At 72.9% G+C, this 24,679-nt stretch carries 26 protein-coding genes and 1 pseudogene; 15 read left to right on the top strand and 12 right to left on the bottom strand.

Annotation, left to right across the window (positions count from 1 at the left end; all coding sequences use genetic code 11):
• Positions 1–48: 48 nt before the first annotated feature.
• The 3 genes from ABZS80_RS28040 to ABZS80_RS28030 are packed head-to-tail and all read right to left on the bottom strand — an operon-like array spanning position 49 to position 1,242.
• Complete coding sequence (locus tag ABZS80_RS28040) at positions 49–606, bottom strand: DUF1360 domain-containing protein (protein WP_355060454.1); 558 nt, start codon at positions 604–606, stop codon at positions 49–51.
• 13 nt (positions 607–619) lie between these two features.
• Complete coding sequence (locus ABZS80_RS28035; protein ID WP_355060452.1) at positions 620–943, bottom strand: SRPBCC family protein; 324 nt, start codon at positions 941–943, stop codon at positions 620–622.
• The gene (locus tag ABZS80_RS28030) at positions 943–1,242 is read right to left on the bottom strand and encodes a DUF6158 family protein (protein WP_355060450.1); all 300 of its coding nucleotides are present in this window, start codon (positions 1,240–1,242) and stop codon (positions 943–945) included. The genes ABZS80_RS28035 and ABZS80_RS28030 overlap by 1 nt, the downstream gene beginning before the upstream one ends.
• A 122-nt stretch (positions 1,243–1,364) precedes the next feature.
• Between ABZS80_RS28030 and ABZS80_RS28025 the strand changes: the two genes are divergently transcribed.
• Complete coding sequence (locus ABZS80_RS28025) at positions 1,365–1,787, top strand: hypothetical protein (RefSeq protein WP_355060448.1); 423 nt, start codon at positions 1,365–1,367, stop codon at positions 1,785–1,787.
• 25 nt (positions 1,788–1,812) lie between these two features.
• Positions 1,813–2,142: a DUF3817 domain-containing protein gene (locus tag ABZS80_RS28020; RefSeq protein ID WP_151461078.1), complete on the top strand. Its 330-nt coding sequence runs from the start codon at positions 1,813–1,815 to the stop codon at positions 2,140–2,142.
• Positions 2,143–2,151: 9 nt separating this feature from the next.
• On the opposite strand, the gene ABZS80_RS28015 is transcribed toward ABZS80_RS28020, so the two are convergent.
• The gene (locus tag ABZS80_RS28015) at positions 2,152–2,667 is read right to left on the bottom strand and encodes a DUF6232 family protein (protein ID WP_355060446.1); all 516 of its coding nucleotides are present in this window, start codon (positions 2,665–2,667) and stop codon (positions 2,152–2,154) included.
• Between the two features lie 493 nt (positions 2,668–3,160).
• Between ABZS80_RS28015 and ABZS80_RS28010 the strand changes: the two genes are divergently transcribed.
• Positions 3,161–4,129, top strand: coding sequence for an NlpC/P60 family protein (locus ABZS80_RS28010; RefSeq protein ID WP_355060444.1), 969 nt, complete (start codon positions 3,161–3,163; stop codon positions 4,127–4,129).
• Between the two features lie 69 nt (positions 4,130–4,198).
• On the opposite strand, the gene ABZS80_RS28005 is transcribed toward ABZS80_RS28010, so the two are convergent.
• The 3 genes from ABZS80_RS28005 to ABZS80_RS27995 all read right to left on the bottom strand — a co-directional run bounded on the left by ABZS80_RS28005 (position 4,199) and on the right by ABZS80_RS27995 (position 7,506).
• Entirely contained in the window at positions 4,199–5,188 is a 990-nt protein-coding gene (locus tag ABZS80_RS28005; protein WP_355060464.1) for a sigma-70 family RNA polymerase sigma factor, read from the bottom strand.
• A 459-nt stretch (positions 5,189–5,647) separates the two neighbouring features.
• Positions 5,648–6,595: an N-acetylmuramic acid 6-phosphate etherase gene (murQ, locus tag ABZS80_RS28000; protein WP_355060442.1), complete on the bottom strand. Its 948-nt coding sequence runs from the start codon at positions 6,593–6,595 to the stop codon at positions 5,648–5,650.
• Entirely contained in the window at positions 6,592–7,506 is a 915-nt protein-coding gene (locus ABZS80_RS27995; protein ID WP_355060440.1) for a MurR/RpiR family transcriptional regulator, read from the bottom strand. Before ABZS80_RS27995 ends, murQ begins: the two co-directional genes overlap by 4 nt.
• Positions 7,507–7,806: 300 nt before the next feature.
• On the opposite strand from ABZS80_RS27995, the gene ABZS80_RS27990 reads away from it, so the two are divergent.
• Positions 7,807–8,493 carry an SDR family NAD(P)-dependent oxidoreductase gene (locus ABZS80_RS27990; RefSeq protein WP_355060438.1) on the top strand — a complete coding sequence of 229 codons (687 nt, stop codon included), beginning with the start codon at positions 7,807–7,809 and terminating at the stop codon, positions 8,491–8,493.
• On the opposite strand, the gene ABZS80_RS27985 is transcribed toward ABZS80_RS27990, so the two are convergent.
• Positions 8,478–9,209 carry a dTMP kinase gene (locus ABZS80_RS27985; protein WP_355060436.1) on the bottom strand — a complete coding sequence of 244 codons (732 nt, stop codon included), beginning with the start codon at positions 9,207–9,209 and terminating at the stop codon, positions 8,478–8,480. The genes ABZS80_RS27990 and ABZS80_RS27985 overlap by 16 nt on opposite strands.
• A gap of 152 nt (positions 9,210–9,361) precedes the next feature.
• Here ABZS80_RS27985 and ABZS80_RS27980 point away from each other — a divergent pair, with 152 nt between their 5' ends.
• The 5 genes and pseudogenes from ABZS80_RS27980 to ABZS80_RS27960 all read left to right on the top strand — a co-directional run bounded on the left by ABZS80_RS27980 (position 9,362) and on the right by ABZS80_RS27960 (position 11,775).
• Positions 9,362–9,943, top strand: coding sequence for a nucleotidyltransferase (locus ABZS80_RS27980; protein ID WP_355060434.1), 582 nt, complete (start codon positions 9,362–9,364; stop codon positions 9,941–9,943).
• Positions 9,944–9,999: 56 nt separating this feature from the next.
• On the top strand, positions 10,000–10,209 hold the full coding sequence (locus ABZS80_RS27975) for a hypothetical protein (protein WP_225853614.1): 210 nt from the start codon (positions 10,000–10,002) through the stop codon (positions 10,207–10,209).
• A 10-nt stretch (positions 10,210–10,219) separates the two neighbouring features.
• Positions 10,220–10,997 (top strand): annotated as a pseudogene (locus tag ABZS80_RS27970) (metallophosphoesterase).
• Positions 10,988–11,134, top strand: coding sequence for a GPGG-motif small membrane protein (locus ABZS80_RS27965; protein WP_189197857.1), 147 nt, complete (start codon positions 10,988–10,990; stop codon positions 11,132–11,134). Before ABZS80_RS27970 ends, ABZS80_RS27965 begins: the two are co-directional and overlap by 10 nt.
• Positions 11,135–11,280: 146 nt before the next feature.
• Complete coding sequence (locus tag ABZS80_RS27960) at positions 11,281–11,775, top strand: TspO/MBR family protein (protein WP_355060431.1); 495 nt, start codon at positions 11,281–11,283, stop codon at positions 11,773–11,775.
• Between the two features lie 36 nt (positions 11,776–11,811).
• Here the strand turns inward: ABZS80_RS27960 and ABZS80_RS27955 are convergent, their stop codons facing one another.
• A complete protein-coding gene (locus ABZS80_RS27955; protein WP_355060429.1) occupies positions 11,812–12,585 on the bottom strand; it encodes a peptidoglycan DD-metalloendopeptidase family protein in 774 nt (257 codons plus the stop codon).
• 263 nt (positions 12,586–12,848) lie between these two features.
• Between ABZS80_RS27955 and ABZS80_RS27950 the strand changes: the two genes are divergently transcribed.
• The 5 genes from ABZS80_RS27950 (at position 12,849) to ABZS80_RS27930 (ending at position 19,080) form a co-directional block, all read left to right on the top strand.
• Positions 12,849–14,189, top strand: a complete 1,341-nt coding sequence (locus tag ABZS80_RS27950; RefSeq protein WP_355060427.1) for an ABC transporter substrate-binding protein — start codon at positions 12,849–12,851, stop codon at positions 14,187–14,189.
• Positions 14,190–14,260: 71 nt separating this feature from the next.
• Entirely contained in the window at positions 14,261–15,307 is a 1,047-nt protein-coding gene (locus tag ABZS80_RS27945; RefSeq protein ID WP_355060425.1) for a sugar ABC transporter permease, read from the top strand.
• 1 nt (position 15,308) lies between these two features.
• Positions 15,309–16,268, top strand: coding sequence for a carbohydrate ABC transporter permease (locus tag ABZS80_RS27940; RefSeq protein ID WP_355060423.1), 960 nt, complete (start codon positions 15,309–15,311; stop codon positions 16,266–16,268).
• A gap of 61 nt (positions 16,269–16,329) precedes the next feature.
• Positions 16,330–17,400 (top strand): LacI family DNA-binding transcriptional regulator, encoded by a 1,071-nt coding sequence (locus ABZS80_RS27935; protein WP_355060421.1) that lies wholly within the window; start codon positions 16,330–16,332, stop codon positions 17,398–17,400.
• Between the two features lie 36 nt (positions 17,401–17,436).
• A complete protein-coding gene (locus tag ABZS80_RS27930) occupies positions 17,437–19,080 on the top strand; it encodes a glycoside hydrolase family 13 protein (RefSeq protein ID WP_355060462.1) in 1,644 nt (547 codons plus the stop codon).
• Between the two features lie 37 nt (positions 19,081–19,117).
• Here the strand turns inward: ABZS80_RS27930 and ABZS80_RS27925 are convergent, their stop codons facing one another.
• From ABZS80_RS27925 to xylA, 3 genes are all read right to left on the bottom strand, one after another.
• Complete coding sequence (locus ABZS80_RS27925; protein WP_355060419.1) at positions 19,118–20,533, bottom strand: MFS transporter; 1,416 nt, start codon at positions 20,531–20,533, stop codon at positions 19,118–19,120.
• A 97-nt stretch (positions 20,534–20,630) separates the two neighbouring features.
• On the bottom strand, positions 20,631–22,109 hold the full coding sequence (gene xylB, locus ABZS80_RS27920; protein ID WP_355060417.1) for a xylulokinase: 1,479 nt from the start codon (positions 22,107–22,109) through the stop codon (positions 20,631–20,633).
• Positions 22,110–22,120: 11 nt separating this feature from the next.
• Positions 22,121–23,308: a xylose isomerase gene (xylA, locus tag ABZS80_RS27915; RefSeq protein WP_355060415.1), complete on the bottom strand. Its 1,188-nt coding sequence runs from the start codon at positions 23,306–23,308 to the stop codon at positions 22,121–22,123.
• A 52-nt stretch (positions 23,309–23,360) separates the two neighbouring features.
• Between xylA and ABZS80_RS27910 the strand changes: the two genes are divergently transcribed.
• A complete protein-coding gene (locus ABZS80_RS27910; protein ID WP_355060413.1) occupies positions 23,361–24,620 on the top strand; it encodes an ROK family protein in 1,260 nt (419 codons plus the stop codon).
• Positions 24,621–24,679: the final 59 nt, after the last annotated feature.

Here is a 24,679-nt window from a genome sequence, read left to right as displayed (position 1 = left end):
CCGCCGCGGGGCCCCCCCCCCCGCGCCGGCCCCTTCTCCGTCGTCCGGTCACTCCTCCCGGTGCCCGCCCTCGGCCGCCTGCTGGGCCATCGCGTATCCCATCTGGAGGAAGTCGGAGGCGGCCACCGCGGTCAGCGCGGTGGCGACGAGCCGGGTCAGCCGGGGCGCCAGCACCAGCCCACCGGTGAGCCCCGTGGCGACCCAGACCGCCAGGCAGAACGGGCAGCTCAGCAGCTCGCCGAGGGCGTGCCGGGTCGGGCTGCCCTGGTCGCGCACCTGTTCCATCACCTCGCCGCTGCCGATCGGGTGGTCGTACCGGGTGAACGGCGCGCGCAGCGGGCTGGTGATCGCGTCCTTGGAGAGCAGCCGGCTCAGCTTGTGGGTCGCGATCGAGAGGAGCACCACGTCCGCGGGCGCGGGCCGCTCCGGCACCGGGCGGCCGGTCGCCCGGACCAGGCCGACCAGCGACGCGGTGACGGCGCCGTAGGTGCCCATGGCCGCCAGGTAGCCGCCCAGCGGCCGGTACTCGTGCGGCGCGTACGCCTGGCGCAGCCGCGCCACCTTCTGCTTCAGGCCACTCCCGGTCACCCGGCCTCCTCTTCTCATCGTGGCGGCCGGATCAGCCGGCGTTCAGGTTGTCGGACACCTCGCGGGCGAGGTTGGACAGGATCTCGTCGGCCATGCCGTGGTCGGTGCCGGTCAGGTCGAGCCGGACCCGGGCGCCCCCGGCGTCGGCCGGCTCCACGTCGATGTCCGCCGACCAGCCGGCGGACTCGGAGGTCCAGCGGGCCCGCATGTCCTCGGCGTCGACCACCTCCACCTGGTGCGTGCCGGAGCGACGCAGCTCCTCCGGCAGCCAGGCCGACGACCGGTCCGGGTCGGTGGCGGTGTTGAACACCACCTCGGGCGGCGCGGACATGCCGCGCTCGGCGTGGTTGCTCATCAGGCGTCCCGGAGCCGGCTCGGGTCGACCTCCCGGCCCGGGTTCCGGGCCAGGTACTCGGTCTCCAGCTCGGCGGTGCGGCGCAGGTGGTTGGCGAGCGCCGAGTCGGTGGCGTGCCGGAGGGTGTCCAGGCGGGTCCGGTGCAGGCTCTGCATCTCCCGGATCAGGTCCTCGTCGGCGAGTTCGGCGGGGTCCACCCCGAGCAGCTCACCGTCGACCTCGTGGGTGCGGGCGTGGTCGCCGTCCCACTCGGTCACCCGCTGCTCCGGGCTGGCTTCACGGCGTACTGATTCGGTCATCGTCGCCCCCTCGTCTCGTTCGGGCTGGCGTCTAGACGGATGCCCAGCCGGGGTGTCACCAAACCCGACCCACCTACGACACCGCGTCGGAGACGGCCGGTGGGCCCGGTACCCTCGATGGCATGAAGCGGCTCTGGACACCGGCGTGGATCGCCCGCCACGTGGCCATGGTCGTGCTGGTGGTGGGCTTTCTCGGGCTGGGCTGGTGGCAGGTCACCCGGGCCGCCGGTGGCAACACGCTGAGCTTCGGTTACGCGATCGAGTGGCCGGTCTTCGCCGCCTTCGTGGTGTTCGTCTGGTGGCGTGAGCTGCGGCACACGCTGCGGGCGGAGCGCGAGGAGCGGAGCAGCACCCCGGCGCCGTCGGCGGCCGCCGACGCGGAGCCGGCCGCCGCCACCCCGGCGGTACGCCGGCCGGTGCGGGTCAGCCGGGTGCCGGTCGCACCCACCGGCGGGGCCGACGACGGCGAACTGGCCGCGTACAACCGCTACCTTGCATGGTTGAACGCCAACCCGGGCGCGAGGCCCGGCGACTATCCCGGCTGAGGCCGGTGCGAAAGGACGGACGACGGTGGGCGGAGCCCTTACCCGGTACCGCGTGATCGCCTGGATCGTGGGCGTGGCGCTGGTGGTGCTGGTCCTGATCGGCATGCCGCTGAAGTACGGCTTCGACAACCCGACCGTGGTGGCCGTGGTCGGCACCGCGCACGGCTGGCTCTACATGGTCTACCTGGCGCTCACGTTCGACCTGTCGCGCCGGGCCGACTGGCCGCTCAAGCGGATGCTGCTCGTGATGCTCGCGGGCACCGTGCCGTTCGTCTCGTTCTACGCCGAGCGCCGGGTGAGCCACTGGATGGCCGCCGAGCGGGCGACCCGGACCCCGGAGCCGGTGGCCGGCTGACCCGGCCGGTCAGCGGTCCGGCCGCCACGCCTCGGCCGCCGGCGGGGCCCAGCCGCCGTGGCGTGCTCCCTCCCGGGCCCGTTGCAGGGCCCGGGTGACCTGCCCGAACTGCCGCTCGTTGTCGCTGCTGAACAGCAGCACCTCGGTGCCGCGGAGCCGGCCCCACAGCTCGTACGACGGGGGGCGCCAGCGGTCCGCGATCAGCACGAGCAGCAGCGGCAGCAGCCCGACCGCGCCCAGCGTGAGGTACGCCGCCGCGGTGAGCCGTTGCAGCCCGCCGGTGAAGCCGAGCAGCACACCGACCCCGCCGATCAGGGCCGCGGAGACGGCGACCGCCCGGAGTGCGAGGCGGTCGTGCGGCCCGCGGGTCGTCCAGAGCTGGGTGATCTCGGCGACCGGCCAGCTGTTGCGGCCCACGGTGAAGCGCTCGCCGGTCACCACGATGCCCGGCCGGGCGTAGAGCAGGGTGGATGAGGCCGCGCCCGGCGACCGGGGCGGGCGGGTGGTGGAGCCATCGGTCTGCACGGCGGCCTCCCGGGGTTCGCGGTTGGGGCCTCCGCGCCGTCGGCGTTGCCGCGCGGCGGGATTCCCGAACTCCGCGCTTCATTGTGTTGCGGCCGCGCCACCGGACCGGGCGTTTTCCCTGGCCACGCGCCTGCCGCCGGACCCGGCGAGCGCCGGGAAACAGGAGCGATTTCCACCTTTGTCGTCATTTTGCGGCGCAGTGCCTGGCGACATCCGCCCAGAACGACGAATCGGGCCACTGGTGCGATCCGCCCACCCGACTCCGGCACCACAACGGCCCGCCCGCGAAACGGTCACCAAGGGTCACCAGCATCGGCGGCACTTCCTGACACTTTGCCAACTTTCGCCCCTGCTTCAACTCCCCGTCACTCCGGTCACGGGTTAGGTTGGGCAGGCCGGTCCGGTCGACCGCCATCCACCCGGATGGCCCCGGGCCGGTGTCGCCGGGGCGGAACGCCGCAACGGCGAGGAGTCGGAGAGGAGCCTTCCGCTCTTGTCGTCCTTACGGATCCTGCTGCGCTCGTTGGCGGTGGCGGGCCTCTCGGCCACGCTGCTCGCCCCGGCGACGGTGGCTCGCGCCGAGCCCACCCCCGCCGAGCTGACGAAGCAGATCGAGAAGTCCTCGACTGAGCTGGAGCGAATCGTCGAGTCGTACAACAAGCTCAACGAGGAGATCAAGGCCAACAAGGCCACCGCGGCCAGGTTGCAGGCCAGGATCGGCCCGTTGCAGGAGCAGGCCGAGCGGAGTCGCGCCGACGTCGGCGCCATCGCCGCCACGGCCTACAAGACCGGAGGCATGCGCACCATGCAGGCCCTGCTGGACCCGGGCGGCGCCGCGACGCTGCCGGACCGGCTGGGCACCCTGGATCAGTTGACCCGCCAGCGGCAGCAGACCATCACCGGCTTCACCGAGAGCCAGCGCCAGCTGATCGACCAGAAGACCCGGCTCGACGCCACGCTGGCCCGGGAGGCGGCGCAGGCCAAGCAGCTGGTCGCGGGCAAGAAGAAGATCGAGGGGGACCTGGCCGGCCTCTACGAGCTGCGCCGCAAGGCGTACGGCCGGGCCACCGAGGCGCCCGCGCGGTCCAGCTCCGCCGGCAGCGCCCCGGCCATCTCCGGTTCCGCCGGCGTGGCCGTGCGCTACGCCTACGGGGCGATCGGCAAGCCGTACGGCTACGGCGACGAGGGCCCCGGCAGCTACGACTGCTCGGGGCTGACCCTGGCGTCCTGGCGGGCGGCCGGCAAGTCCCTGCCGCACAACGCGGCGATGCAGTGGAACGCCACCTCGCGGATCAGCCGCGGCTCGCTGCAACCCGGCGACCTGGTGTTCTACTCCGGGCTCGGGCACGTGGCCCTGTACGTGGGCGGCGGCCAGATCATCGACGCGCCCAGCGCGGGGCGCAACGTCAACAAGCGCGACATGGACATCATGTCCATCGCCGGCTACGGCCGGGTGCGCTGACGCCGAACGGCGAACGGCCGGCGTCCCCCTATCGGACGCCGGCCGTTCGTCGATTCCATTACTACCAGCTCAGGCCGCCTGCAGCCCCTCCGCGCGGGCCAGCTCACGGAGCCGGCCGAGGGCCTGGATCTCCAGCTGGCGGATCCGCTCCCGGGAGAGCGAGAACCGCGAGGCGACCTCGGTCAGCGAGTGCTCGCGCCCGTCCTCCAGGCCGTAGCGGGCCCGCATGATGCCGGCCGAACGGTCGTCGAGGTGGTTGAGCAGACCCTCGATCCGCTGCCGCTCCAGGCCGGTGAGGACGATCTCCTCCGGCGACGGGGCGTCGCTGTCGGCGACCAGGTCGCCGAGGTTGGTGTCGCCGTCGTCGCCCACCGGGGTGTCCAGCGAGACGGTGTCCTGCGACCAGCGGCGCAGCTCGTTGACCCGCTCGACGGTGACGCCGAGCGACGCCGCGATCTGCTCCGGCTCCGGGTCGCCGCCCAGCTCACGGGTGAGCTGCCGGGCCACGTTGCGCATCCGGTTGACGTCCTCGACCAGGTGCACGGGCAGCCGTACGGTGCGCTCCTGCTGGGCGATCGCCCGGCTGATGGCCTGGCGGATCCACCAGGTCGCGTAGGTGGAGAACTTGTAGCCCCGCTCGTAGTCGAACTTCTCGACCGCCCGGACCAGGCCGGTGTTGCCCTCCTGGATCAGGTCCAGCATGGGCATGCCCGACCGCACGTAGCGGCGGGCGATCGAGACGACCAGTCGCAGGTTGGCGCGGATGAACAGGTCCTTCGCGCGCTCACCCTCGACGACCAGCCGCTCCAGGTCCTCCCGGTCGACGCCGGCGGGAACGCGGTCCTCACCGAGCAGGTGCTCGGCGTAGAGGCCGGCCTCGATCGCCTTGGAAAGATCGACCTCCTTGGCGGCGTCCAGCAGCGGCGTCCGGGAGATCTCGTGCAGGTAGACGCCGACCAGGTCCCGCTCCTCGGCGACCTCGTCGGTACGCATGCCGATGTTCTTGTCCACGATTGCCACGGTCCCCTCGCTCGCGCCGGTTGCCCGGTTCCTTGCCATCCCCACGTTCATCAGCCCTCCCCGTAACCTCCGCTGTGCCCGTAGGTGCTGACACCTACACAACAGATGAGACGCGTCGGGGATTCCATGTCGTGAGTCGAAACTGTCACGAATGCCTGAGTAGTAGCTGTGAGCCCGGTCCATGTTTGCTGTCAGGACCCCTGCTCGGGTGCCTCGCGTACGCCCCGGTCGGAGGCGTCGGAGCAGCGGAATCGTCGTCCGCTCAGGAAATCGCACCATTGCGAATTCCATGAACACAGCGACCCGCGTCACCGCGTGATTGCGATCCTGGTCACTGCGAGATACGCGCTCGCGGGCCGGTCGGTTCAGCCACCGGTGAGGATTACCCCACGGCTGGTTGAACAATCCGCAGCGGGAGATGCGTCCCCTCCCGCCACGTGACGCGCGTCGCACCCGTGGTGCGGAGGCGGCCGGGAGGGGACCCGGCCGGCGGAGGCGTCAGGAGGCGAGCAGGGCGAGCGCGCCACGCACCTGGTCGGCGGAGCGGGCCAGGGCGGCCCGGGCCGCGGAGACCTCGGCGCCGGAGACCAGCGAGACGAGGGCGGTCTTGAGGTCGCCGTCCGCCTCGTTGAGGGCGACGCGGCAGATCTCCTCGGCGCAGCCGGTGGCCTCCATGAGGATCGAGATCATCCGGCCACGCAGCTTCGCGTTGGTGGCCACCATGTCGATCATCAGGTTGGAGTAGACCCGGCCGAGGCGCACCATCACCGCCGTGGAGAAGGTGTTCAGCACCAGCTTCTGCGCGGTGCCCGCCTTCATCCGGGTCGACCCGGTGACCACCTCCGGTCCGGTGTCCACCCCGATGAAGACGTCGACCGACCCGGCGGCGTCGGCCTCCGGATTGGCGCAGAGCAGCACCGTCGCGGCCCCCTGCGCCCGGGATGCGGCGAGCGCCCCGAGGACGTACGGGGTGCGTCCGCTGGCGGCCAGCCCGACCACCAGGTCGCCGGGGCGTACGCACTCGGCGGCGTCGGCGGCGCCGCCGCGCTCGTCGTCCTCGGCGTCCTCGACGGCCCGCCACATGGCCTCGGGACCGCCGGCCAGGTGGGCGCAGAACCAGTGCCGCGGCGAGTTGAAGGTGGGTGCCAGCTCGGCGGCGTCGAGCACGCCGAGGCGGCCGGAGGTGCCGGCGCCGAAGTAGTGCACCCGGTTGCCGCCGCGCAGCGCGGCGGCGGCCAGGTCGACGGTCTCGGCGATCTCGTCGAGGACGGCGGCCACCGCGGCGGGCACCCGCCGGTCCGCCTCGTTGATGACGGTGAGCACGTCGCGGGTCGACATGAGGTCGAGGTCGAGGCTGTGCGGGTTGCGCCGCTCGGTGGGGGCGCCCACCCGGACCACGGGCCGCACGGCGGCCACCTCGTCCCGCTCCACCCGGCCCGCCGTCATGCCCGCCTCCGGCCGGCGCCCACCCGGCGGGACTGGACGGCTTCTGCGGTTGCCTCGAGGGCCTTCCTGGCCTTGGCGCGGTTCCGCGCGGCCACGCCGACGAAGAGGCAGTCGACGACGGTCAGCTGCGCCAGCCGGCTGGCCATCGCGCCGGAGCGGTAGGTGGTCTCGCGGGCCGCGGTGGTCAGCACGTGGTCGGCGACCTCGGTGATCGGCGAGCGGGGGAAGTTGGTCAGCGCGACCGTGGTGGCGCCCCGGGCGCGGGCCTGTTCGAGCACCTCGATGACGTCCGACGTGGTGCCGGTGTGCGAGATGCCGACCGCGACGTCGCCCCGGCCGAGCAGGGCGGCCGAGGTGAGCGCGGTGTGCACGTCCGGGAAGTAGAAGGCGGTGCGGCCGATGCGGTGCAGCTTCTGCTGGAAGTCCGAGGCGACGAAGCCGCTGGCGCCGGCGCCGTAGACGTCGATCCGGCCGGCCGCGACGATCGCCTCGACCACCTGCTCGCAGACGGCGGGGTCGAGCTGCTCGGCGGTTTCCTCGACGGCCCGCGCGTCGTTGAACGCGATGGTGGCGATGATCTGGGCCAGGTCGGCGCCGGGCGGGATGTCGCCGCCGACCACGCGGGCGTCCGGTGGCTCGATCCGGCGGGCGGCCTCGGCGGCGAGCCGGATGCGCAGCTGGGGGTAGCCGTCCATGCCGACCGACCGGCAGAACCGGATGACGGTGGCCTCCGATGTCTCGGCGGCGGTGGCGAGGTCCGTGATGGTGCGCCGGGCGGCGGCGGCCGGATCGGAGACGACCAGCCGGGCCACCCGCTGCTCGGCCGGGGACAGCGAGGGCAGCAGGCCGCTGATGTGGACGATCAGTCCACCGGGCTCGTGACTCGCAGAAATCTTCGGACTCTTCGCCACGGATGAAACTTACTTTCATGAGGCGTGACCGTCAACCATGACGGCGCGTATCCGGAAAAGTACCCCGTTCCGCGCCCGCTTCCCGTGCCAAGGGTCCCATTCCCGCAGCCCGGCCACCTCCCCCGCTCCGGTCGACTCCGCCGATCCGGCCGACCGTCGGCTCGGCCGTCGCGCTCGCCGGGTCGGCCGGACGGCCTCGCCGAGGTCACCGGTCGGACGGGCGCGCAGGTCAGCCGCATCGACCGGGCCGAATGCCCGCCCCGGTCACCGCCCCGCCGGCCGGGCGGCTAGCGTGGGCGCATGGCGGAGCGCACGGTGCTGGTGACCGGCGGCACGGGCGGGCTGGGCGGCGCGGTCACCGCCGCCTTCCTCACTGCCGGCTGGCGGGTGGTCGTCCCCGAACGGGAGGGCAGCGGGAACACCCCGGCGACCGGGCCCGTCCATGTCACGGCCGACCTGCTGGACCCCGACGGGGTCGCGCGGGCGGTGGCCGTCGCCGCCGCCGAGCCGACCGCGCCGCTGCGGGCCGTGGTCAACCTGGTCGGCGGGTACGCCAGCGGCGGACTCGTGCACGAGACGCCGATCGAGGAGTTCGACCGGATGCTGCGGGTCAACCTGCGACCCACGTACCTGGTCACCCAGGCCGCGCTGCCGCACCTGGTGGCGGCCGGCGGCGGCGCGGTGGTCTGCGTGTCGGCCCGGGCCGCGGTGGCGCCCTTCCCCGGCGCGGCCGGCTACGCCACCGCCAAGGCGGCCGTGCAGGCCTTCGCCAACGCCGTTGCCGTGGAGTACCGGCAGCGCGGGGTGCGCTGCAACACCGTGCTGCCCAGCGTCATCGACACCCCGGCCAACCGGGCCGCCCAGCCGGACGCCGACCACGGCCGCTGGGTCCCGCCGGCCCAGATCGCCGCGGTGATCCGCTTCCTGGCCTCCGACGAGTCGGCGCCGACAAGCGGGGCGAGCATCCCGGTCTACGGGCGGGCCTGAGCCGGCACCGGTTCGCCCCGCCCCGCCCCGCCCGACGGCGGGTCGGTGCCGTCCGGGCCCGGGCCGGCCGGGGGCGGCGGGTCCGCCGGGAGCCACTCGGTCAGGTGCGCGCGGATCCGGCGGGACACCTCCTCCGGGGTGCCGCTGCCGTCCACCACCACGAAGCTGCCGTACTCCGGCAGGGTCCGGTACGCCGTGGCCGCGGCGCTGAGCCACCGCATGCTCTCGTGGTCGGTGCCGCGCCGCTCGATCCGCCGGTACGCCTCGGCCGGGTCCAGGGTGAGCAGGAAGGTGACCCGGGGCGGCGGGAAGACCCGGTAGCCGGCCCGGGCCAGCCGCTCCCAGCGTTGCCCGCCGTGCGCCCGGATGCTGGCGTACTGGCAGGCGGACCAGCGGTCCATCACCGCCGTGCGGCCGGTCACCAGGCAGGTCAGCAGGGCGAGCGCGATGGCCAGCCAGCGGAGCACGGACTCCAGGGCGAGCAGCCCGTTGCGCCCGACGAGCCGCTGCGCGTCGGGCCGGCCGACCCGCTGGGCGAGCCGGCCGAGCCAGCGGCGGCCGCCGGCGTTGCGGTGGTAGGTGGCGGGATGGCCCGCCGCCGTGAGCGCCTCGGCGAGCCGGTGGGCCTGGGTGGTCTTGCCCGAGCCGTCGATGCCGATCAGGGCGACGGCGCGCAGTCGGGCCCCGCCGCGCCGCACCCGCAGTGACCTGACCACCCTGCCGAGGCTATCCGACCCGTGCTCACCTTCGGCGGTTTGTCCGCATTGTCACCGCCACGTCGGGGCGCGCCCTCAACAGGTGTGGCCGACCCGTTCGCCGGGTACGCAACTTCATTCCCACCGCCACCCACGACGACGGGAGACCCAGAATGGCCGAGCGCGGGGACGAGACCCTGGTGCACACGCTGAAGAAGGTCGCCGCCGTGCTCAAGCAGTCCGAGATCCCCTTTGCGCTCGGGGGGAGCTTCGCCGTGTACGCGCACGGCGGCCACTCCAGCGATCACGACGTGGACTTCCTGATCCGGCAGCAGGACGTGGACCAGGCCCTGGAGGCCCTGGTCGAGGCTGGCTTCACCGCCGAGCGCCCGCCCGAGGACTGGCTGGTCAAGGTGTACGACGAGGGCCGGATGGTGGACCTCATCCACCGGCCGATCGAGACTCCGGTGACCGAGGAGACCTTCGCCGACACCATCGTGCGGCCGGTCGACGCCATCCACATGCCGGTGCTCTCGGCCAGCCAGCTCATGGTGCACAAGCTGCTGAGCTTCTCCCAGCACTACTGCGACTTCGCCCGGGCCCTGCCGCTCGCCCGCTCGCTGCGCGAACAGATCGACTGGGAACGGGTACGGAAGGAGACGCAGCACTCGCCGTACGCCGAGGCGTTCCTGGTGCTGCTCGACCGGCTCGACGTGCTGCCCGGCGGCGCGTCCGGAGGAAGGGACACCCCGTGACCGGACACCACGGCGACGCGCCGCCCGACGAGTACGTCGAGGCGGAGATCCAGAGCATGCTGGCCGAGGACCCGGACGTCGCCGAGCAGGGCATCACCGTGGTGCGCCGCGAGCGCGGCCTGGTGCTCTACGGCGAGGTGGAGAGCCCGCACCGGCGGGAGGAGATCCTGCGCCGGGTGGCCGAGCGCTTCCCCGACCTGCCGGTCACCAGCGACATCGGCGTGATCCGCACGCAGGCGCCCACCCAGGTCGAGGAGCTGCCGTGAGGGAGGTTCCATGGTGATCCGCATCGCCGCCGTCGGCGACGTGCACCTGGACGAGGACGTGGTCGGCCGGTTCCGGCCGGCCCTGGAGGAGCTGCCCGACTGCGCCGACGTGCTGCTGCTCGCCGGGGACCTGACCCGGCACGGCACCGAGTCCGAGGCGCGCTGCGTGGCGCAGGAGTTCGGCGACCTCGGCGTGCCGGTCATCACGGTCCTCGGCAACCACGACCACCAGTGCGACGAGGTGCCGCAGGTGGTGAAGGTGCTGGAGGACGCCGGCATAACGGTCCTGGAGGGGACCGGCGTCGTGCTGGAGTGCGCCGGCGGCCGGCTGGGCGTGGCCGGGGCGAAGGGCTTCGGCGGCGGGTTCGCGGGGCGGTGCGCCAGCGACTTCGGCGAGCCGGAGATGAAGGCGTTCGTCCAGACGACCAAGGACAGCGCGGACTCCCTCGGCGCGGCGCTGCGCGGGCTCGACTGCGACGTGCTGGTCGCGCTCACCCACTACTCCCCCGTGCCGGACACCCTCGCCGGCGAGCCCCTGGAGATCTACCCGTTCCTCGGCTGCTACCAGCTCGGGCAGGCCATCGACTCGGCGCCCACCGCGCTGGCCCTGCACGGGCACGCCCACCACGGCACCGAGCGGGGCACGACCCCGGGCGGCGTACGCGTCCGCAACGTCGCGCACCCGGTGATCAAGCAGGCGTACAGCATCTTCCACCTCGGTGATCACCTGGACTGAGAAGCAGGTTTCCCGGATCCGACGAACGGGTATCCGGCCGACATGGAGCTGATTCTCTGGATTCTCGCAGTCGTACTGGTGGTCGCCGGCATCCTCGCGCTGTTCCGCCGGCAGATCCTGTGGGGCATCGTCCTCATCATCGTCGGCCTGCTGGTCGGCCCGGGTGGCGTCAGCATCTTCAACAATTAGCCGTTCGACCTCCCACCACCCTGTGACCCGCCGGGGTCGTCGGATTCGACAGCCCAGTCCTCCCAGACCGGGGCTCCGGATCCGGCGACCCCGGCGTCGCGTTGTGCGGGCCGGTTTGCCCACGGCGCGGCCGGGCACCCGGTGGGATGACCATTTCGGGAACCATCCGGCGGGTCGGGCGCGGCCGCAGGTGGTGGGCGCTGCTGGGTTTCGGCGCCGCGGTGACCGTCGCGGCGGCCGTCGGCGCGCTCGGCGTGCGCGACACGCAGCAGGAGTACGCCGATCTCGCGCAGCCGGCGTGGGCGCCGCCGCCCTGGCTCTTCGGCCCGGTCTGGACCGTCCTCTACGGGCTCATCGCGGTGGCCGGCTGGCTGGTCTGGCAGCGGGCCGGCTGGGGGCCGGCGCTCGGCGCCTGGGTCACCCAGCTGGTGTTGAACGCGCTCTGGACCCCGCTCTTCTTCGGCGCCGGCCGCTTCGGGCTGGCGTTCGCCGACATCGTGCTCATGTGGCTGGCCATCGGGGTCACCGTGCGGCTGTCCGGGCGGGTGTCCCGGCCCGCGGCGCTGCTCCTGCTCCCGTACGGGGCCTGGGTGACGTTCGCCGGCGCGCTCAACCTCGCCATCTGGCGGCTCAACGGGTGAGGGGCGCGGGGCGGTCGGCCCCGCGCCCACCTCGGGTCAGCAGCGCGGCACGCCGGGGATGTAGCCGTCGTAGCCGGTGTAGACGTACGCGTCGGAGATGAACCGGCCGGAGCCGATCCGGTCCCAGATCGAACTCGTCCCGTAGGTGCCGGTGACCGTGGTGCCGCTGGTCTGGCAGTAGATGGTCACGCCGGCGCCGTCGGCCACCGAGCCGACCGCGCTGTAGCCGGTGCCCGGGCCGGAGCGCACCGTCAGGGCGGCGCCCGCGGTGTTCACCGTGCCCGCCCCGGTGTTCGCGCCGGAGCAGCCGTTGTCGCTGGTGTAGGTCTTCGTGCCCCAGTAGAGGGCGAGGGCCCCGTTGAACCGGACCTGGATGTCGTTGCCGTTCAGCCGCTGCTCGTAGTGCAGGTGCGGGCCGGTCGAGCCACCGGTGCTGCCCACGTAGCCGATGACCCGGCCGTAGCCGACCGTCTGCCCGACCGAGACGTTGAAGCTGCTCAGGTGGGCGTAGTAGGTGGTGTACCCGTTGCCGTGGTCGATCCGCACGTACTTGCCGTAACTGGTGCCGCCGAGGTCGGTCACCCGGTCGACGGTGCCGGGCGCGCTGGCCACCACCGGGTCGCCCAGGTCGTCGGTGCGGTTGAAGTCGACGGCGTAGGCCGGGCTGTGGTCCGACCGCGTCTGGCCGGACCAGGACTGGTTACAGGGGAACGGAACCTTGAACGTCGGCGCGGCCATGGCCGGCGCGGCCGGGATCAGGGCCACGAGGACGGCGGCCACCGCCGCGAGGCTGAACCAGCGTTTGCGCATCCACTGCCTCCTATGTTGAAAGTTTTCGATCCGATAGGGACAGCGTGGCAGAAAGTTCCATCGATGGGAAGGGTCTCCCGTTCGGGGCGGTCAGCGCAGCGTGGGAGCGTGCCCACGGCCGGTGAGCGGGTTGCGGGATTGTTACCGGGCCGTGTCCGGCAGGGGGTGGACCGGACGGGATGCAAGCGCTTACATGTGGGGACGACCATCGGACCGGCGCGGGTTCGATTTCCCCCCACGCGCCGGCAAGGAAGGAGATCGGCATGGCGTTTGCCAGATCGCGCCAGGCTCTCGCGATCGCCGGCGTTCTGGGGCTGGCGCTCGGCGTCACCGCCTGCGGTACCGGCAATGACAAGAAGAGCAGCAAGGCGAGCTCGGCCGAGTGCGCCGCTTACGAGAAGTACCAGGGCCACGACGGCAAGAAGGTCACGATCTACTCGTCGATCCGGGACATCGAGGCCGACCGTCTGGACCAGTCCTGGAAGCAGTTCGAGGACTGCACCGGCATCGACATCGACCACGAGGGCTCGGGCGAGTTCGAGGCCCAGCTGGGCGTCCGGGTGGACGGCGGCAACGCCCCCGACCTTGCCTTCATCCCGCAGCCGGGTCTGCTCAAGCGGTTCGTCGACTCGGGCAAGATCAAGACGGTCGGCGCCGACACCAAGGCGCTGGCCGAGCAGAACTTCTCCCCCGACTGGCTGAAGTACAGCACCGTGGACGGCAAGCTCTACGGCGTGCCGCTCGGCTCCAACGTGAAGTCCTACGTGTGGTACTCGCCGAAGACCTTCAAGGAGAAGGGCTGGTCCGTCCCGACCACCTGGGACGATCTCATCGCGCTGAGCGACAAGATCGCGGCGAGCGGCACCAAGCCGTGGTGCGCGGGCATCGAGTCCGGTGACGCCACCGGCTGGCCGGCCACCGACTGGATCGAGGACGTGCTGCTGCGCACCCAGGGGGTGGAGGTCTACGACCAGTGGACCACCCACGGCATCCCGTTCAACGACCCGAAGGTCGCCGACGCGGTCAACAAGGCCGGCACCATCCTCAAGAACGAGAAGTACGTCAACGGCGGCTTCGGCGGCGTGAAGAGCATCGCCACCACCTCCTTCCAGGAGGCCGGCACGCCGATCACCACCGGCAAGTGCGCCATGCACCGCCAGGCGTCCTTCTACGCCAACCAGTGGCCGCAGGGCACCAAGGTGGCCGAGGACGGCGACGTCTTCGCGTTCTACTTCCCGGCCGTCGACCCGGCCAAGGGCAAGCCGGTGCTGGGTGCCGGCGAGTTCGTCTCGGCCTTCGCGGACCGTCCCGAGGTCCAGGCGGTGCAGACCTACCTGGCCTCCGGCGAGTACGTGAACAGCCGCGCCAAGATCGGCGACTGGCTGTCGGCGAACAAGAAGCTCGACATCAACAACGTCCCGAACCCGGTGGACAAGCTCTCCGTCCAGATCCTGCAGGACCCGAAGACCGAGTTCCGGTTCGACGGCTCGGACCTGATGCCGGCCGCGGTCGGCGCGGGCACCTTCTGGAAGGGCATGGTCGACTGGATCAACGGCAAGGACACCACCACGGTGCTGAACGGCATCGAGGGCAGCTGGAAGTGATCTGAGGCGGTGGCCCGGTCCGCGACGCGGGCCGGGCCACCGCCCGCAACCGAACCCTTGAGGGAGGGTCGATGGAGTTCGACTTCGCGGCGGAACAGCCGAAGTTCCTCATGCTGATGTACGGGCTGATCGCTTTCGTCGCGGTGGTGGGCGGTCTGCTCCTGCTCCTCGACGTGGTGCCGGCCTGGTTCGACCGCCGCCGGGAGGCGAGGCTGGTCGCGGCCGTGGCGAGCGGTACGCCCCTGCCCCGCCGGCGCAAGCCGCGGGAAGGCCTGTTCGCGCTCTTCTTCCTGTTGCCGACACTGCTGTTCCTCCTCGTCGGGCTGGTGGTGCCGGCGATCCGGACCACCCTCCTCTCGTTCATGGACAAGGACAGCAGCAACTGGGTGGGCCTGGCCAACTACACCTGGATGTTCTCCGAGGACTCCATCGTCCGGGTGCTGATCAACAGCCTGATCTGGGTGCTGCTGGTTCCGCTGGTGGCCACCGCGTTCGGCCTGATCTACGCCGTCCTCGTGGACAAGGCCCGGTTCGAGTCGGTGGCCAAGTCCCTGATCTTCCTGCCGATGGCGATCTCGTTCGTCGGCGCCGCCATCATCTGGAAGTTCGTCTACGCCTACCGGGGCGACGGCGACCAGATCGGCCTGCTCAACCAGATCGTCGTGAGCCTGGGCGGCGAACCCAAGCAGTGGCTGCTGGAGTCGCCGCTGAACACCCTGCTGCTCATCGTGATCATGATCTGGATCCAGGCCGGCTTCGCCATGGTGGTGCTCTCCGCCGCGATCAAGGCCATCCCGGCCGACATCGTCGAAGCGGCTCGCCTCGACGGCGTCTCCCCGTGGCAGATGTTCTGGCAGATCACCATGCCGGGCATCCGGCCGGCGGTGATCGTCGTGGTGGTGACGCTCTCGATCGCCACGCTGAAGGTCTTCGACATCGTCCGGACCGCCACCAACGGCAACTACGACACCAGCGTCATCGCGAACGAGATGTACAACCAGGCGTTCCGTTACGGCGAGCCCGGGCAGGGCTCCGCACTCGCGGTCTTCCTCTTCGTCCTGGTCATCCCGATCGTGATCTACCAGATCCGCAACCTGCGCCAGCAGCGGGAGGGCTGACATGACCACCGCCACCCCCACCGTCGGAGTCGGCGTCCAGGCCACCGGGACGCCCGGCCGGGCCGCCCGGGTCCGCAAGCGGCTGAACAGCCGCACCGCCACTGTGGTCTCGATCGTGCTCGCGCTGCTCTGGACGGTCCCGACCTTCGGCCTGTTCATCTCCTCGTTCCGGCCCGAGAACCAGATCAAGACCACCGGCTGGTGGACGTTCTTCAGCGACCCGCAGTTCACACTGGAGAACTACCGGGAGGTGTTGTTCAGCACCGGCTCGTCCGGGCAGCTCGCCAGCTACTTCATCAACTCGCTGGCGATCACCATCCCGTCGGTGCTCTTCCCGATCGCCTTCGCCTCACTGGCCGCGTACGCGCTGGCGTGGATCAACTTCAAGGGGCGGGACTGGGTCTACATCGCGATCTTCGCGATGCAGATCGTGCCGCTGCAGATGGCGCTCGTGCCGCTGCTGAAGTTCTTCTCCACCGGCGTGACCATCGCCGGGATCCAGGTGCTTCCCGCCTGGGACCTGGTCGACGAGCAGAAGTTCGCGCAGGTGTGGTTCGCGCACACCTGCTTCGCGCTCCCGTTCGCCGTCTACCTGCTGCACAACTTCATCTCGCAGCTGCCGTCCGAACTGATGGAGTCGGCCCGGGTCGACGGGGCCACCCACCCCAAGATCTTCCGGACCATCGTCCTGCCGCTGATCACCCCGGCGCTGGCCGCGATCGGCATCTTCCAGTTCCTCTGGGTCTGGAACGACCTGCTGGTCGCGCTGATCTTCGCCGGGGGCACCGACGAGACCGCCCCGCTGACCGTCCGGCTCGCCGAGCTGGCCGGCACCCGGGGCAACGAGTGGCAGCGGCTGACGGCCGGGGCGTTCGTGTCGATCGTCGTACCGCTGATCGTGTTCCTGTCCCTCCAGCGCTTCTTCGTGCGGGGTCTGCTCGCCGGCAGCGTCAAGGGCTGATCCGCTGCTCCGCCGCCGCCGGTCCCCGGCGGCGGCGGGCGCGGCTCGGAGCGGGGAACCAATGACGAAGATTGACGATGTCGCCCGCCTGGCCGGGGTGTCCACGGCCACCGTCTCCCGGGCGCTGCGCGGCCTGCCGACGGTCTCGGCCGCGACGCGGCGCCGGGTCCTCGCCGCCGCCGAGCAGCTCCAGTACGCGGTCTCGCCGAGCGCCTCCCGACTGGCCGGCGGGAAGACCGGCACGGTGGCGGTGGTGGTCCCCCGGATCACCCGCTGGTTCTTCGGCACGGTGGTCGAGGCCGTCGAGGACTACCTCCACCAGAACGGCTACGACCTGCTGCTCTACAACCTCGGCGGTCGGGAGCAGATCCGGCAGCGGGTGCTGCGCCCGGCCAGCCTGCACCAGCGGGTCGACGCGATCATCCTGGTCGCCACCCCGCTGCGCCCGGCCGACACGACCGCGCTGACCAAGCTGGCCCTGCCCGGCGTGACCATCAGCTCCGGCAGCGGGGTGCCCGGCTGGCCCTGCGTCCGGATCGACGACGTGGCCGCGGCGCGGACCGCCACCCGCCACCTGCTCGACCTCGGCCACACCCGGATCGCGCACATCTCCGGCGACCCGGACGACGAGCTGGCCTTCACCACCCACCTGGACCGGCGGCGCGGCTACCAGGAGGCGCTGCGGGCGGCCGGCCTCCGCCCCGACCCGAGCCTGGACGTCGAGTCCCAGTTCACCGTCGACGGCGGCACCCGGGCCACCGCCGAGCTGCTGGCCCGGGGCGAACCGCCGACCGCGATCTTCGCCGCGTGCGACGAGATGGCCATGGGCGCCATGACGGCGCTGCGCGACGCGGGGCTGCGGGTGCCCCAGGACGTCAGCGTGATCGGCATCGACGACCACGACCTGGCCGGGGTGCTCGGGCTGAGCACGATCGCCCAACCGGCCGCGGAGCAGGGGCTGCTGGCCGCCCGGATGCTGCTCGACCCGCTGGGTGGGCGCGCCGTCGACCCGTACGCCGGGCTGGTGCCCGCCCCGCGCGGCGCCCGAACCGACGACGGGTCGCCGGCCTCGGTGATCCTGCCCACTCGCCTGGTGGTGCGCGAATCGACCGCGCCGCCCCGGGCAAACTGAACAGATTCGCCCCGTACGCACGACAGGGAGAAGGCGCTGAACACCGACGCGACGCAGGAGACCCCGGCCACCGGCTGGTGGACCGAGGCCGTCATCTACCAGATCTACCCGCGCTCGTTCGCCGACGCGAACGGCGACGGGATCGGCGACCTTCCCGGCATCACGGCCCGCCTCGACCACCTCAGCGAGCTGGGCGTCGACGCGATCTGGCTGTCGCCGTTCTACCCGTCCCCGCAGGCGGACGCCGGCTATGACGTGGCCGACTACCGGGACGTCGACCCGCTCTTCGGCACCCTGGCGGACGCCGACAAGATGATCGCCGAGGCCAAGGCCCGCGGTCTGCGGGTGATCGTCGACCTGGTGCCGAACCACACCTCGTCGCAGCACCGCTGGTTCCGCGCCGCCGTCGCGGCGGCGCCCGGCAGCCCGGAACGGCAGCGCTACGTCTTCCGTGACGGCAGGGGCCCGCAGGGCGCCGAGCCGCCGAACGACTGGGAGAGCGTCTTCGGCGGGCCGGCCTGGACCCGGCTGCCGGACGGCCAGTGGTACCTGCACCTCTTCGACACCGGCCAGCCCGACCTCAACTGGGACAACCCCGAGGTGCGCGCCGAGTTCCTGGACGTCCTCCGGTTCTGGCTGGACCGGGGCGTCGACGGGTTCCGGGTGGACGTGGCGCACGGCCTCATCAAGCAGGCCGATCTGGCCGACTGGCAGGAGCCGCAGGAGATCCTCTCCGGCGCGGACGTGGACAAGCCGCGCCCGCCCATGTGGGACCAGGACGGCGTGCACGAGATCTACCGGGAGTGGCGCCGGCTGCTCGACTCCTATGACGGGGAGCGGATCCTCGTCGCCGAGGCGTGGGTGGAGCCGGCCGAGCGGCTGGCCCGCTACGTGCGGCCGGACGAGATGCACCAGGCGTTCAACTTCGAGTACCTGCTCGCCGCCTGGACCGCACCCGCCCAGTACGCGGTGATCACCCGCTCGCTGGAGGCCACCGACAGCGTCGGCGCCCCGACCACCTGGGTGCTGTCGAACCACGACGTGGTCCGGCACGCCTCCCGGCTCGGGCTCGCCGTCGGCGGCGGCCGCCCGAACGGCATCGGCATCGGCGACCCGCAGCCCGACGCCGCGCTCGGCCTGCGCCGGGCCCGGGCGGCCAGCCTGCTCATGCTCGCCCTGCCCGGCTCCGCCTACCTCTACCAGGGCGAGGAGCTGGGGCTGCCGGAGCACACCACGCTGCCCGACGAGGCCCGGCAGGACCCCACCTGGGAGCGCAGCGGGCACACCCAGCGCGGCCGGGACGGCTGCCGGGTGCCGATCCCGTGGGAGGCCGACTCCCCGTCGTACGGCTTCGGGCCGACCGACGCGAGCTGGCTCCCCCAGCCGTCGAGCTGGGCCGAGTACGCGCTCGACCGGCAGCGCGGGGTCGACGGTTCGACCTACGAGCTGTACCGGACGGCCCTGCGGCTGCGCCACGAGCACGGGCTGGCGCGGGGGCCGCTGCGGTGGCTCTCCTCCGGCGACGAGGTGCTGACCTTCACCAACGGCGGGCTCACCGTGCTCACCAACTTCGGTGCGGAGCCGGTGCCGCTGCCGGCCGGGGCCGAGGTGCTGGCGTCGAGCGCCCCGCTGGCGGACGAGACCGTCCCCACCGACGTCACGGTCTGGTACCGCCCCTGACAAGTGCAAGCAGGAGGCGTTAAGAAGGGGCCCTTCCTTACAGGCGGTCGGCGCGGGCGTGCAGGAGGTCGTGGACCGACTCGATGTCCCCCGGTGACGTGCGGGCGGCCAGCCAGTACATGAACCCGGTCGGGATGAAGAAGAGCTGGAACGCGGCCAGCCCGACGGCGTAGTTCAGCGGCGGCGGGAAGGCCGCCCGCAGCGCCCCGAAGGCCACCCCGACCAGCCCGTTGCCGGCCGCCCGGCCGACCCCGTTGACCAGGTTGCCGAGGCTGTAGACGGTGCCCCGGTGCTCGGGCGGGTTGACGTCGGCGATCAGCGCGAACCAGTTCGGCGAGTTGGCCGAGGTGAGCGCGAGGGCGAGCACGGCGGTGAGCAGGCTCAGCCCCACCGTGGGCTCGGTGAACACGCTGGACAGCACCGCCGCGATCACGGCGCCGGAGCTGCCGCCGTCCGGCACGTCGATCCGGATCGGCACGAAGAACAGGACCAGGTAGAACGGCACGGCCGCGAGGATGCCCAGCGCCGCGACCAGCGCCCGGCCGCTCGGCGTACGGCGTTGCAGCGCGTCGCCGGCCAGGCCGCCCACGATGGACAGCACCCCGCCGAGCTGGAACAGGGTGGCGAAGACGCTGCCCACCACCACGGCGGTGGCCGCCGAGTAGCCCTGCGCCTCGGCCCGCTGGCTGAACAGCACGGGCAGCCACACCAGCGAGCCGAACGCGGCCTGCGCGGTCAGCCCCTGGAGGACCAGCCAACGGTTGGTCCGCCGGGCCAGGATCCGGGGCAGGTCGGCGCGGCTGATCCGGTAGTCGTACTCGCCACCGGCGTCGAGCGCCGCGGCCAGCTCCGGCTCGCTCTGCCCGCGCCGGATGTCGTACGTGAACAGGTACGCCACGGTGGCGAGCAGGCCGACCACGGTGAGCACCAGGAACGGCCGCCGCCAGTCGGTGGCGCCCAGCAGGCCTCCGGTCAGCGTGCCGGCGAGCGTGCCGACGCCCTGGGAGAGCCCCCAGAAGCTCATCACGAGGCCCCGGCGGCGGGGCGAGATCAGGTCGGTGACCACGGAGAAGCCGACCGAGCCGACCGCGCCCAGCCCGATCGCCGCGACGAGCTGTGCGGCCAGGAACGTCGGGTAGTCCTGGGCGAGGGCGCTGCCCCCGGTGCCGGCGGCCCAGATCAGCGTGCCGACCATGAGCAGGGGCTTGCGGTCGGTCCGGTCGCCGACGTACGCCCAGGCCACCGCGGCGACCGCGCTGACCAGGAAGCTGACCGCGGTGACCAGGCCGAGCAGCCGCTGCGACACCCCGAGCGCGCCCGAGATCGGCCCGTACAGCGGCGGGACCAGGCCGATGGCCACGTTGTCCAGCGAGGCGAGCACCACGAACACCACCACGCTGTAGAACCGGTGCGCCGCGTTCCCCCGCCGGGAGACCCTTGTGCCGCTGCTCATGCCGGGCAGCAAACCAGGCAAAGATCACGGCGGGAACACGACCCGCCGGTCAACGGCATCGGCCGATCCGGACCGCCGGGGTCGGCGGGCGGCCGGCTCACCCAGGCGCCCGGTCCAGGATGCGGTCGCGGGCCTCCGCGTAGCGCTCACGGACGGCGGGAACCCCGGGCGCGCCGTGCCGCGAGCCGGAGTCGCCGTCCGCCGCGTACTCCTCGGTGTCGCCGGCCGACCAGGTGGGCGGCGCCGCGCCGCCCAGGGCGATCCAGGCGGCCTGTCGGGCGGCCCCGTCGGCGACGTACTCCCCGGGCGGGGGCACGACCACGGGGCGGCCGAAGACCTGCGGGGCGATCCGCCGCACGGCGGCGGAGCGGGCCCCGCCGCCGACCAGGATGATCCGGTCGGCGCGGGCACCCTGCGCGGTCAGCGCGTCGAGCCCGTCGGCGAGCGCGCAGAGCATGCCCTCGACGGCGGCCCGGGCCAGGTGCGCCGGGGTCGAGGTGCCCAGGGTGAGGCCGTGCAGCGCGCCGGTGGCGTGGGGCCGGTCCGGGGTCCGTTCCCCCTCCAGGTACGGCACCATGACCAGCCCGCCGGCGCCGGGCGGGGCGGTCAGGGCCAGTTCGCTCAGGGTGGCCAGGTCGACGCCGAGCAGCGTCGCGGCGGTGTCGAGCACGCGGGCGGCGTTGAGCGTGCAGACCAGCGGCAGGAACCGGCCGGTCGCGTCGGCGAAGCCGGCCACCGCGCCGCTCGGATCGGCGGCGGGAGTGTCGGCCACCGCGAAGACGGTGCCGGAGGTGCCGATCGAGACGACCACGTCGCCCGGGCCGGCTCCGACGCCGAGCGCGGCGGCGGCGTTGTCGCCGGTGCCCGGGCCCAGCAGGACCGGGCCGTCGGCGCTCGGCCCGGCGCCGAGCGCCGCCGGGTCGAGGTGGCCGGCCGCCTCGGCCGGGCCGAGCACGGCCGGCACCCGCAGTCTCCGGCCGAAGGCGCGTTCCAGCAGGTCGAGGCGGTATTCGCCGGTACGCGGCGACCAGTAGCCGGTGCCGCTGGCGTCGCCGCGGTCGGTGCGCAGCGCGGCCAGCCCGGGTGCGCCGGCCAGCCGCCAGGTGAGCCAGTCGTGCGGCAGGCAGACGGCGGCCACCCGGTCGGCGTTGGCCGGCTCGTGCCGCGCCAGCCAGCGCAGCTTGGTGGCCGTGAAGCTGGCCACCGGCACGGCGCCGGTCGCGTCGGCCCAGAACCGGCGGCCGGCCTCCCCGCCGCCGGCCTCCTCGATCAGCTCGCGGGCGGCGTCGGCGGAGCGGGTGTCGTTCCAGAGCAGCGCCGGGCGGACCACCTGCCCCGCGTCGTCCAGGCAGACCATGCCGTGCTGCTGGCCGCCGACCGCGACGGCGGCCACGCCGGCCAGCCCGCCGGCCTCGGCGACGGCCGCCCGCAGGGCGTCCCACCAGGCGTGCGGGTCGACCTCGGTGCCCTCCGGGTGCGGCGCGCGGCCCTGCCGGACCAGCGCGCCGGTCTCCGCGTCCCGGACCACCACCTTGCAGGACTGGGTCGACGAGTCGATCCCGGCGACGAGCGGCATGGCGACCCGCCTCAGCGCGCGCCGAGCACGTGCTCGACGGCGAGCTGGTTGAGCCGGACGAAGCCGTAGCCCTGCGCCCCGGCCGCCTGCGGGTCGAACTCCTCGAACGCGGCGCGGTCGGCGAGCAGGTCGGTGTAGCTCTCGCCCGGGCCCAGCGTCGGGGCGCCCAGTTCGGTCACCTTGCTGGCGGCCAGCGCCTCGGCCACCTCGGGGTCGGCCCGGAACGCCGCGGCCCGCTCCTTGAGCAGCAGGTAGGTGCTCATGTTCGCCGCCGCGGAGGCCCACACCCCGGTCATGTCCTCGGTCCGGGAGGGCTTGTAGTCGAAGTGCCGGGGCCCGTCGTACGCCGGGCCGCCGTTCGGGCCGCCGTGTTCGAGCAGGTCGACCAGGGCGAACGCGTTGAGCAGGTCGCCGTGGCCGAAGACCAGGTCCTGGTCGTACTTGATGCCGCGCTGGCCGTTGAGGTCGATGTGGAACAGCTTGCCCTGCCAGAGCGCCTGGGCGATGCCGTGGGCGAAGTTCAGCCCGGCCATCTGCTCGTGGCCGACCTCGGGGTTGAGGCCGACCAGGTCCGGGCGGGCCAGGGTGGAGATGAACGCGAGCGCGTGACCGACGGTGGGCAGCAGGATGTCGCCGCGCGGCTCGTTCGGCTTGGGCTCGATGGCGAAGCGCAGGTCGTAGCCCTGGTCGACGACGTACTGGCAGAGCAGATCGACCGCCTCGCGGTAGCGGTCCAGCGCGGCCTGGATGTCCTTGGCCACGTCGTACTCGGCGCCCTCTCGGCCGCCCCACATGACGAAGGTGCGGGCGCCCAGCTCGGCGGCCAGGTCGACGTTGCGCAGCACCTTGCGCAGCGCGTAGCGGCGGACCGAGCGGTCGTTGCTGGTGAAGCCGCCGTCCTTGAACACCGGGTGGGTGAAGAGGTTGGTGGTGACCATGGGCACCACCAGGCCGGTCTCGTCGAGGGCCTTGCGGAACCGGGCCAGGTGGGCGTCGCGGGTGGCAGCGTCCGCCCCGAAGGGGACGAGGTCGTCGTCGTGGAAGGTGATCCCGTACGCGCCCAGCTCGGCCAGCCGGTGGACGGCCTCGACGGCGTCCAGCTCGGGCCGGGTGGCGTCACCGAACGGGTCGCGGGCCGGCCAGCCCACCGTCCAGAGACCGAAGGAGAACTTGTCCGCGGGGGTGGGACGGGGCGCCATGGGGACCTCCGGGTGGTGGTGTCGTCCACAATTTGTTCAGTGGTTGAATTAAATGGCGGCGCTGTGGCAGTGTCAAGGGGTGACCAGCCCCAGCACCGCCGGCGCGGTCCGCCAGGGCAGCCTGCGCGAGCTCAACCTCGCGGTCGTGCTCCGGCGGATCGCCACCGCCGACCGACCGCCGTCCCGGGCCGGGATCGCCGCCGGGACCGGGCTGACCCGGGCCACCGTCTCCGCCGTCGTGGACGACCTGATCGCCGGCCGGCTGGTCGCCGAGGCGGAACCCGCGCCGCGCACCGGGGCCGGGCGGCCCGCCCGCGGGCTCGTGCTGGCCGGCGACGGCCCGGCCGGGCTCGGCCTGGAGGTGAACGTCGACTACCTGGCCGCCTGCGTGGTCGACCTGACCGGGGCGGTCCGGCATCACCTGGTGCGCCGCGCCGACCTGCGCCCGGTCTCCCCCGCCGACGCCCTGGACAGGCTCGCCGCACTGGCCGCCGAGGCCCGCGCCGCCGCCGTACGCGACGGGCTGACCCTGGCCGGCGCGGCGCTCGCCGTGCCGGGCCTGGTCGACGGCGGCGGCCTGGTCCGGCTCGCGCCCAACCTCGGCTGGCGTGACGTCGACGTGCCCGCCCTGCTGGCCGGGCGCCCGCTCGCCGAGCCGGTCGACGGCATCCCCCCGCTGGTGGTCGACAACGAGGCCAATCTGGCCGCCCTCGGCGAGCTGCACGCCGGCCCACCCGGCTCGACCAGCTTCCTGCACATCACCGGCGAGATCGGCATCGGCGCCGGGATCGTGCTGGACGGGAGGCTCTACCGGGGCGCGCGCGGCTGGAGCGGCGAGATCGGTCACATCCCGGTGCAGCCGCAGGGGCGGCCGTGCCGCTGCGGCGGCCAGGGGTGCCTGGAGCGCTACGCGGGCCAGGAAACCATCCTGGCCGCCGCCGGTCTGGCCGGCGCGGACCTGCCCGCGGACACCGCCGCCATCCGCCTGGCCGACCTGGCCGGGGCGGGCGACCCGGCAACCCTGACCGCCCTGGCGGACGCCGGGACCGCCCTCGGGGTGGCCGTGGCGGGCGTGGTGAACCTGCTGGACCTGGACACCGTGGTGCTCGGCGGCGGATACGCCCCCCTCGCCCCCTGGCTGCGCCCGCCGGTGGTCGCCGAGATCTCCCGGCGGGTGCTCACCGCCGCCTGGTCCCCGGTGACCGTGCGCCCGGCGGCGCTCGGGGCGCGCTCGGCGGCGGTCGGTGGCGCCGCCTCGGTGGTCCGCCGGGTGGTGGACCAGCCGGTCGCCTGGCTGGCCCGATCCGGCTGAGCGGGGCGCTCCGCCATGGGCTTCCGGCGCCCCCGCTCGGTACGCTTGCCGCCAGGCAA

The sequence above is a fragment of the Micromonospora sp. NPDC005305 genome (genome assembly GCF_040607315.1).
In the GTDB taxonomy this organism is placed as follows: Bacteria; Actinomycetota; Actinomycetes; order Mycobacteriales; family Micromonosporaceae; genus Micromonospora.
Note: the sequence above shows the minus strand (reverse complement) of the source record. Positions and strands in the feature narration are given on the sequence as shown.

Bases quoted from the DNA above. Each gene is read 5' to 3' on its own strand.
- ABZS80_RS28040 (WP_355060454.1), bottom strand. From the start codon at position 606: ATGAGAAGAGGAGGCCGGGTGACCGGGAGTGGCCTGAAGCAGAAGGTG.
- ABZS80_RS28035 (WP_355060452.1), bottom strand. From the start codon at position 943: ATGAGCAACCACGCCGAGCGCGGCATGTCCGCGCCGCCCGAGGTGGTG.
- ABZS80_RS28030 (WP_355060450.1), bottom strand. From the start codon at position 1,242: ATGACCGAATCAGTACGCCGTGAAGCCAGCCCGGAGCAGCGGGTGACC.
- ABZS80_RS28025 (WP_355060448.1), top strand. From the start codon at position 1,365: ATGAAGCGGCTCTGGACACCGGCGTGGATCGCCCGCCACGTGGCCATG.
- ABZS80_RS28005 (WP_355060464.1), bottom strand. From the start codon at position 5,188: ATGGCAAGGAACCGGGCAACCGGCGCGAGCGAGGGGACCGTGGCAATC.
- murQ (WP_355060442.1), bottom strand. From the start codon at position 6,595: ATGACGGCGGGCCGGGTGGAGCGGGACGAGGTGGCCGCCGTGCGGCCC.
- ABZS80_RS27990 (WP_355060438.1), top strand. From the start codon at position 7,807: ATGGCGGAGCGCACGGTGCTGGTGACCGGCGGCACGGGCGGGCTGGGC.
- ABZS80_RS27980 (WP_355060434.1), top strand. From the start codon at position 9,362: ATGGCCGAGCGCGGGGACGAGACCCTGGTGCACACGCTGAAGAAGGTC.
- ABZS80_RS27975 (WP_225853614.1), top strand. From the start codon at position 10,000: ATGCTGGCCGAGGACCCGGACGTCGCCGAGCAGGGCATCACCGTGGTG.
- ABZS80_RS27965 (WP_189197857.1), top strand. From the start codon at position 10,988: ATGGAGCTGATTCTCTGGATTCTCGCAGTCGTACTGGTGGTCGCCGGC.
- ABZS80_RS27960 (WP_355060431.1), top strand. From the start codon at position 11,281: ATGACCATTTCGGGAACCATCCGGCGGGTCGGGCGCGGCCGCAGGTGG.
- ABZS80_RS27955 (WP_355060429.1), bottom strand. From the start codon at position 12,585: ATGCGCAAACGCTGGTTCAGCCTCGCGGCGGTGGCCGCCGTCCTCGTG.
- ABZS80_RS27950 (WP_355060427.1), top strand. From the start codon at position 12,849: ATGGCGTTTGCCAGATCGCGCCAGGCTCTCGCGATCGCCGGCGTTCTG.
- ABZS80_RS27945 (WP_355060425.1), top strand. From the start codon at position 14,261: ATGGAGTTCGACTTCGCGGCGGAACAGCCGAAGTTCCTCATGCTGATG.
- ABZS80_RS27940 (WP_355060423.1), top strand. From the start codon at position 15,309: ATGACCACCGCCACCCCCACCGTCGGAGTCGGCGTCCAGGCCACCGGG.
- ABZS80_RS27935 (WP_355060421.1), top strand. From the start codon at position 16,330: ATGACGAAGATTGACGATGTCGCCCGCCTGGCCGGGGTGTCCACGGCC.
- ABZS80_RS27925 (WP_355060419.1), bottom strand. From the start codon at position 20,533: ATGAGCAGCGGCACAAGGGTCTCCCGGCGGGGGAACGCGGCGCACCGG.
- xylB (WP_355060417.1), bottom strand. From the start codon at position 22,109: ATGCCGCTCGTCGCCGGGATCGACTCGTCGACCCAGTCCTGCAAGGTG.
- xylA (WP_355060415.1), bottom strand. From the start codon at position 23,308: ATGGCGCCCCGTCCCACCCCCGCGGACAAGTTCTCCTTCGGTCTCTGG.
- ABZS80_RS27910 (WP_355060413.1), top strand. From the start codon at position 23,361: ATGGCGGCGCTGTGGCAGTGTCAAGGGGTGACCAGCCCCAGCACCGCC.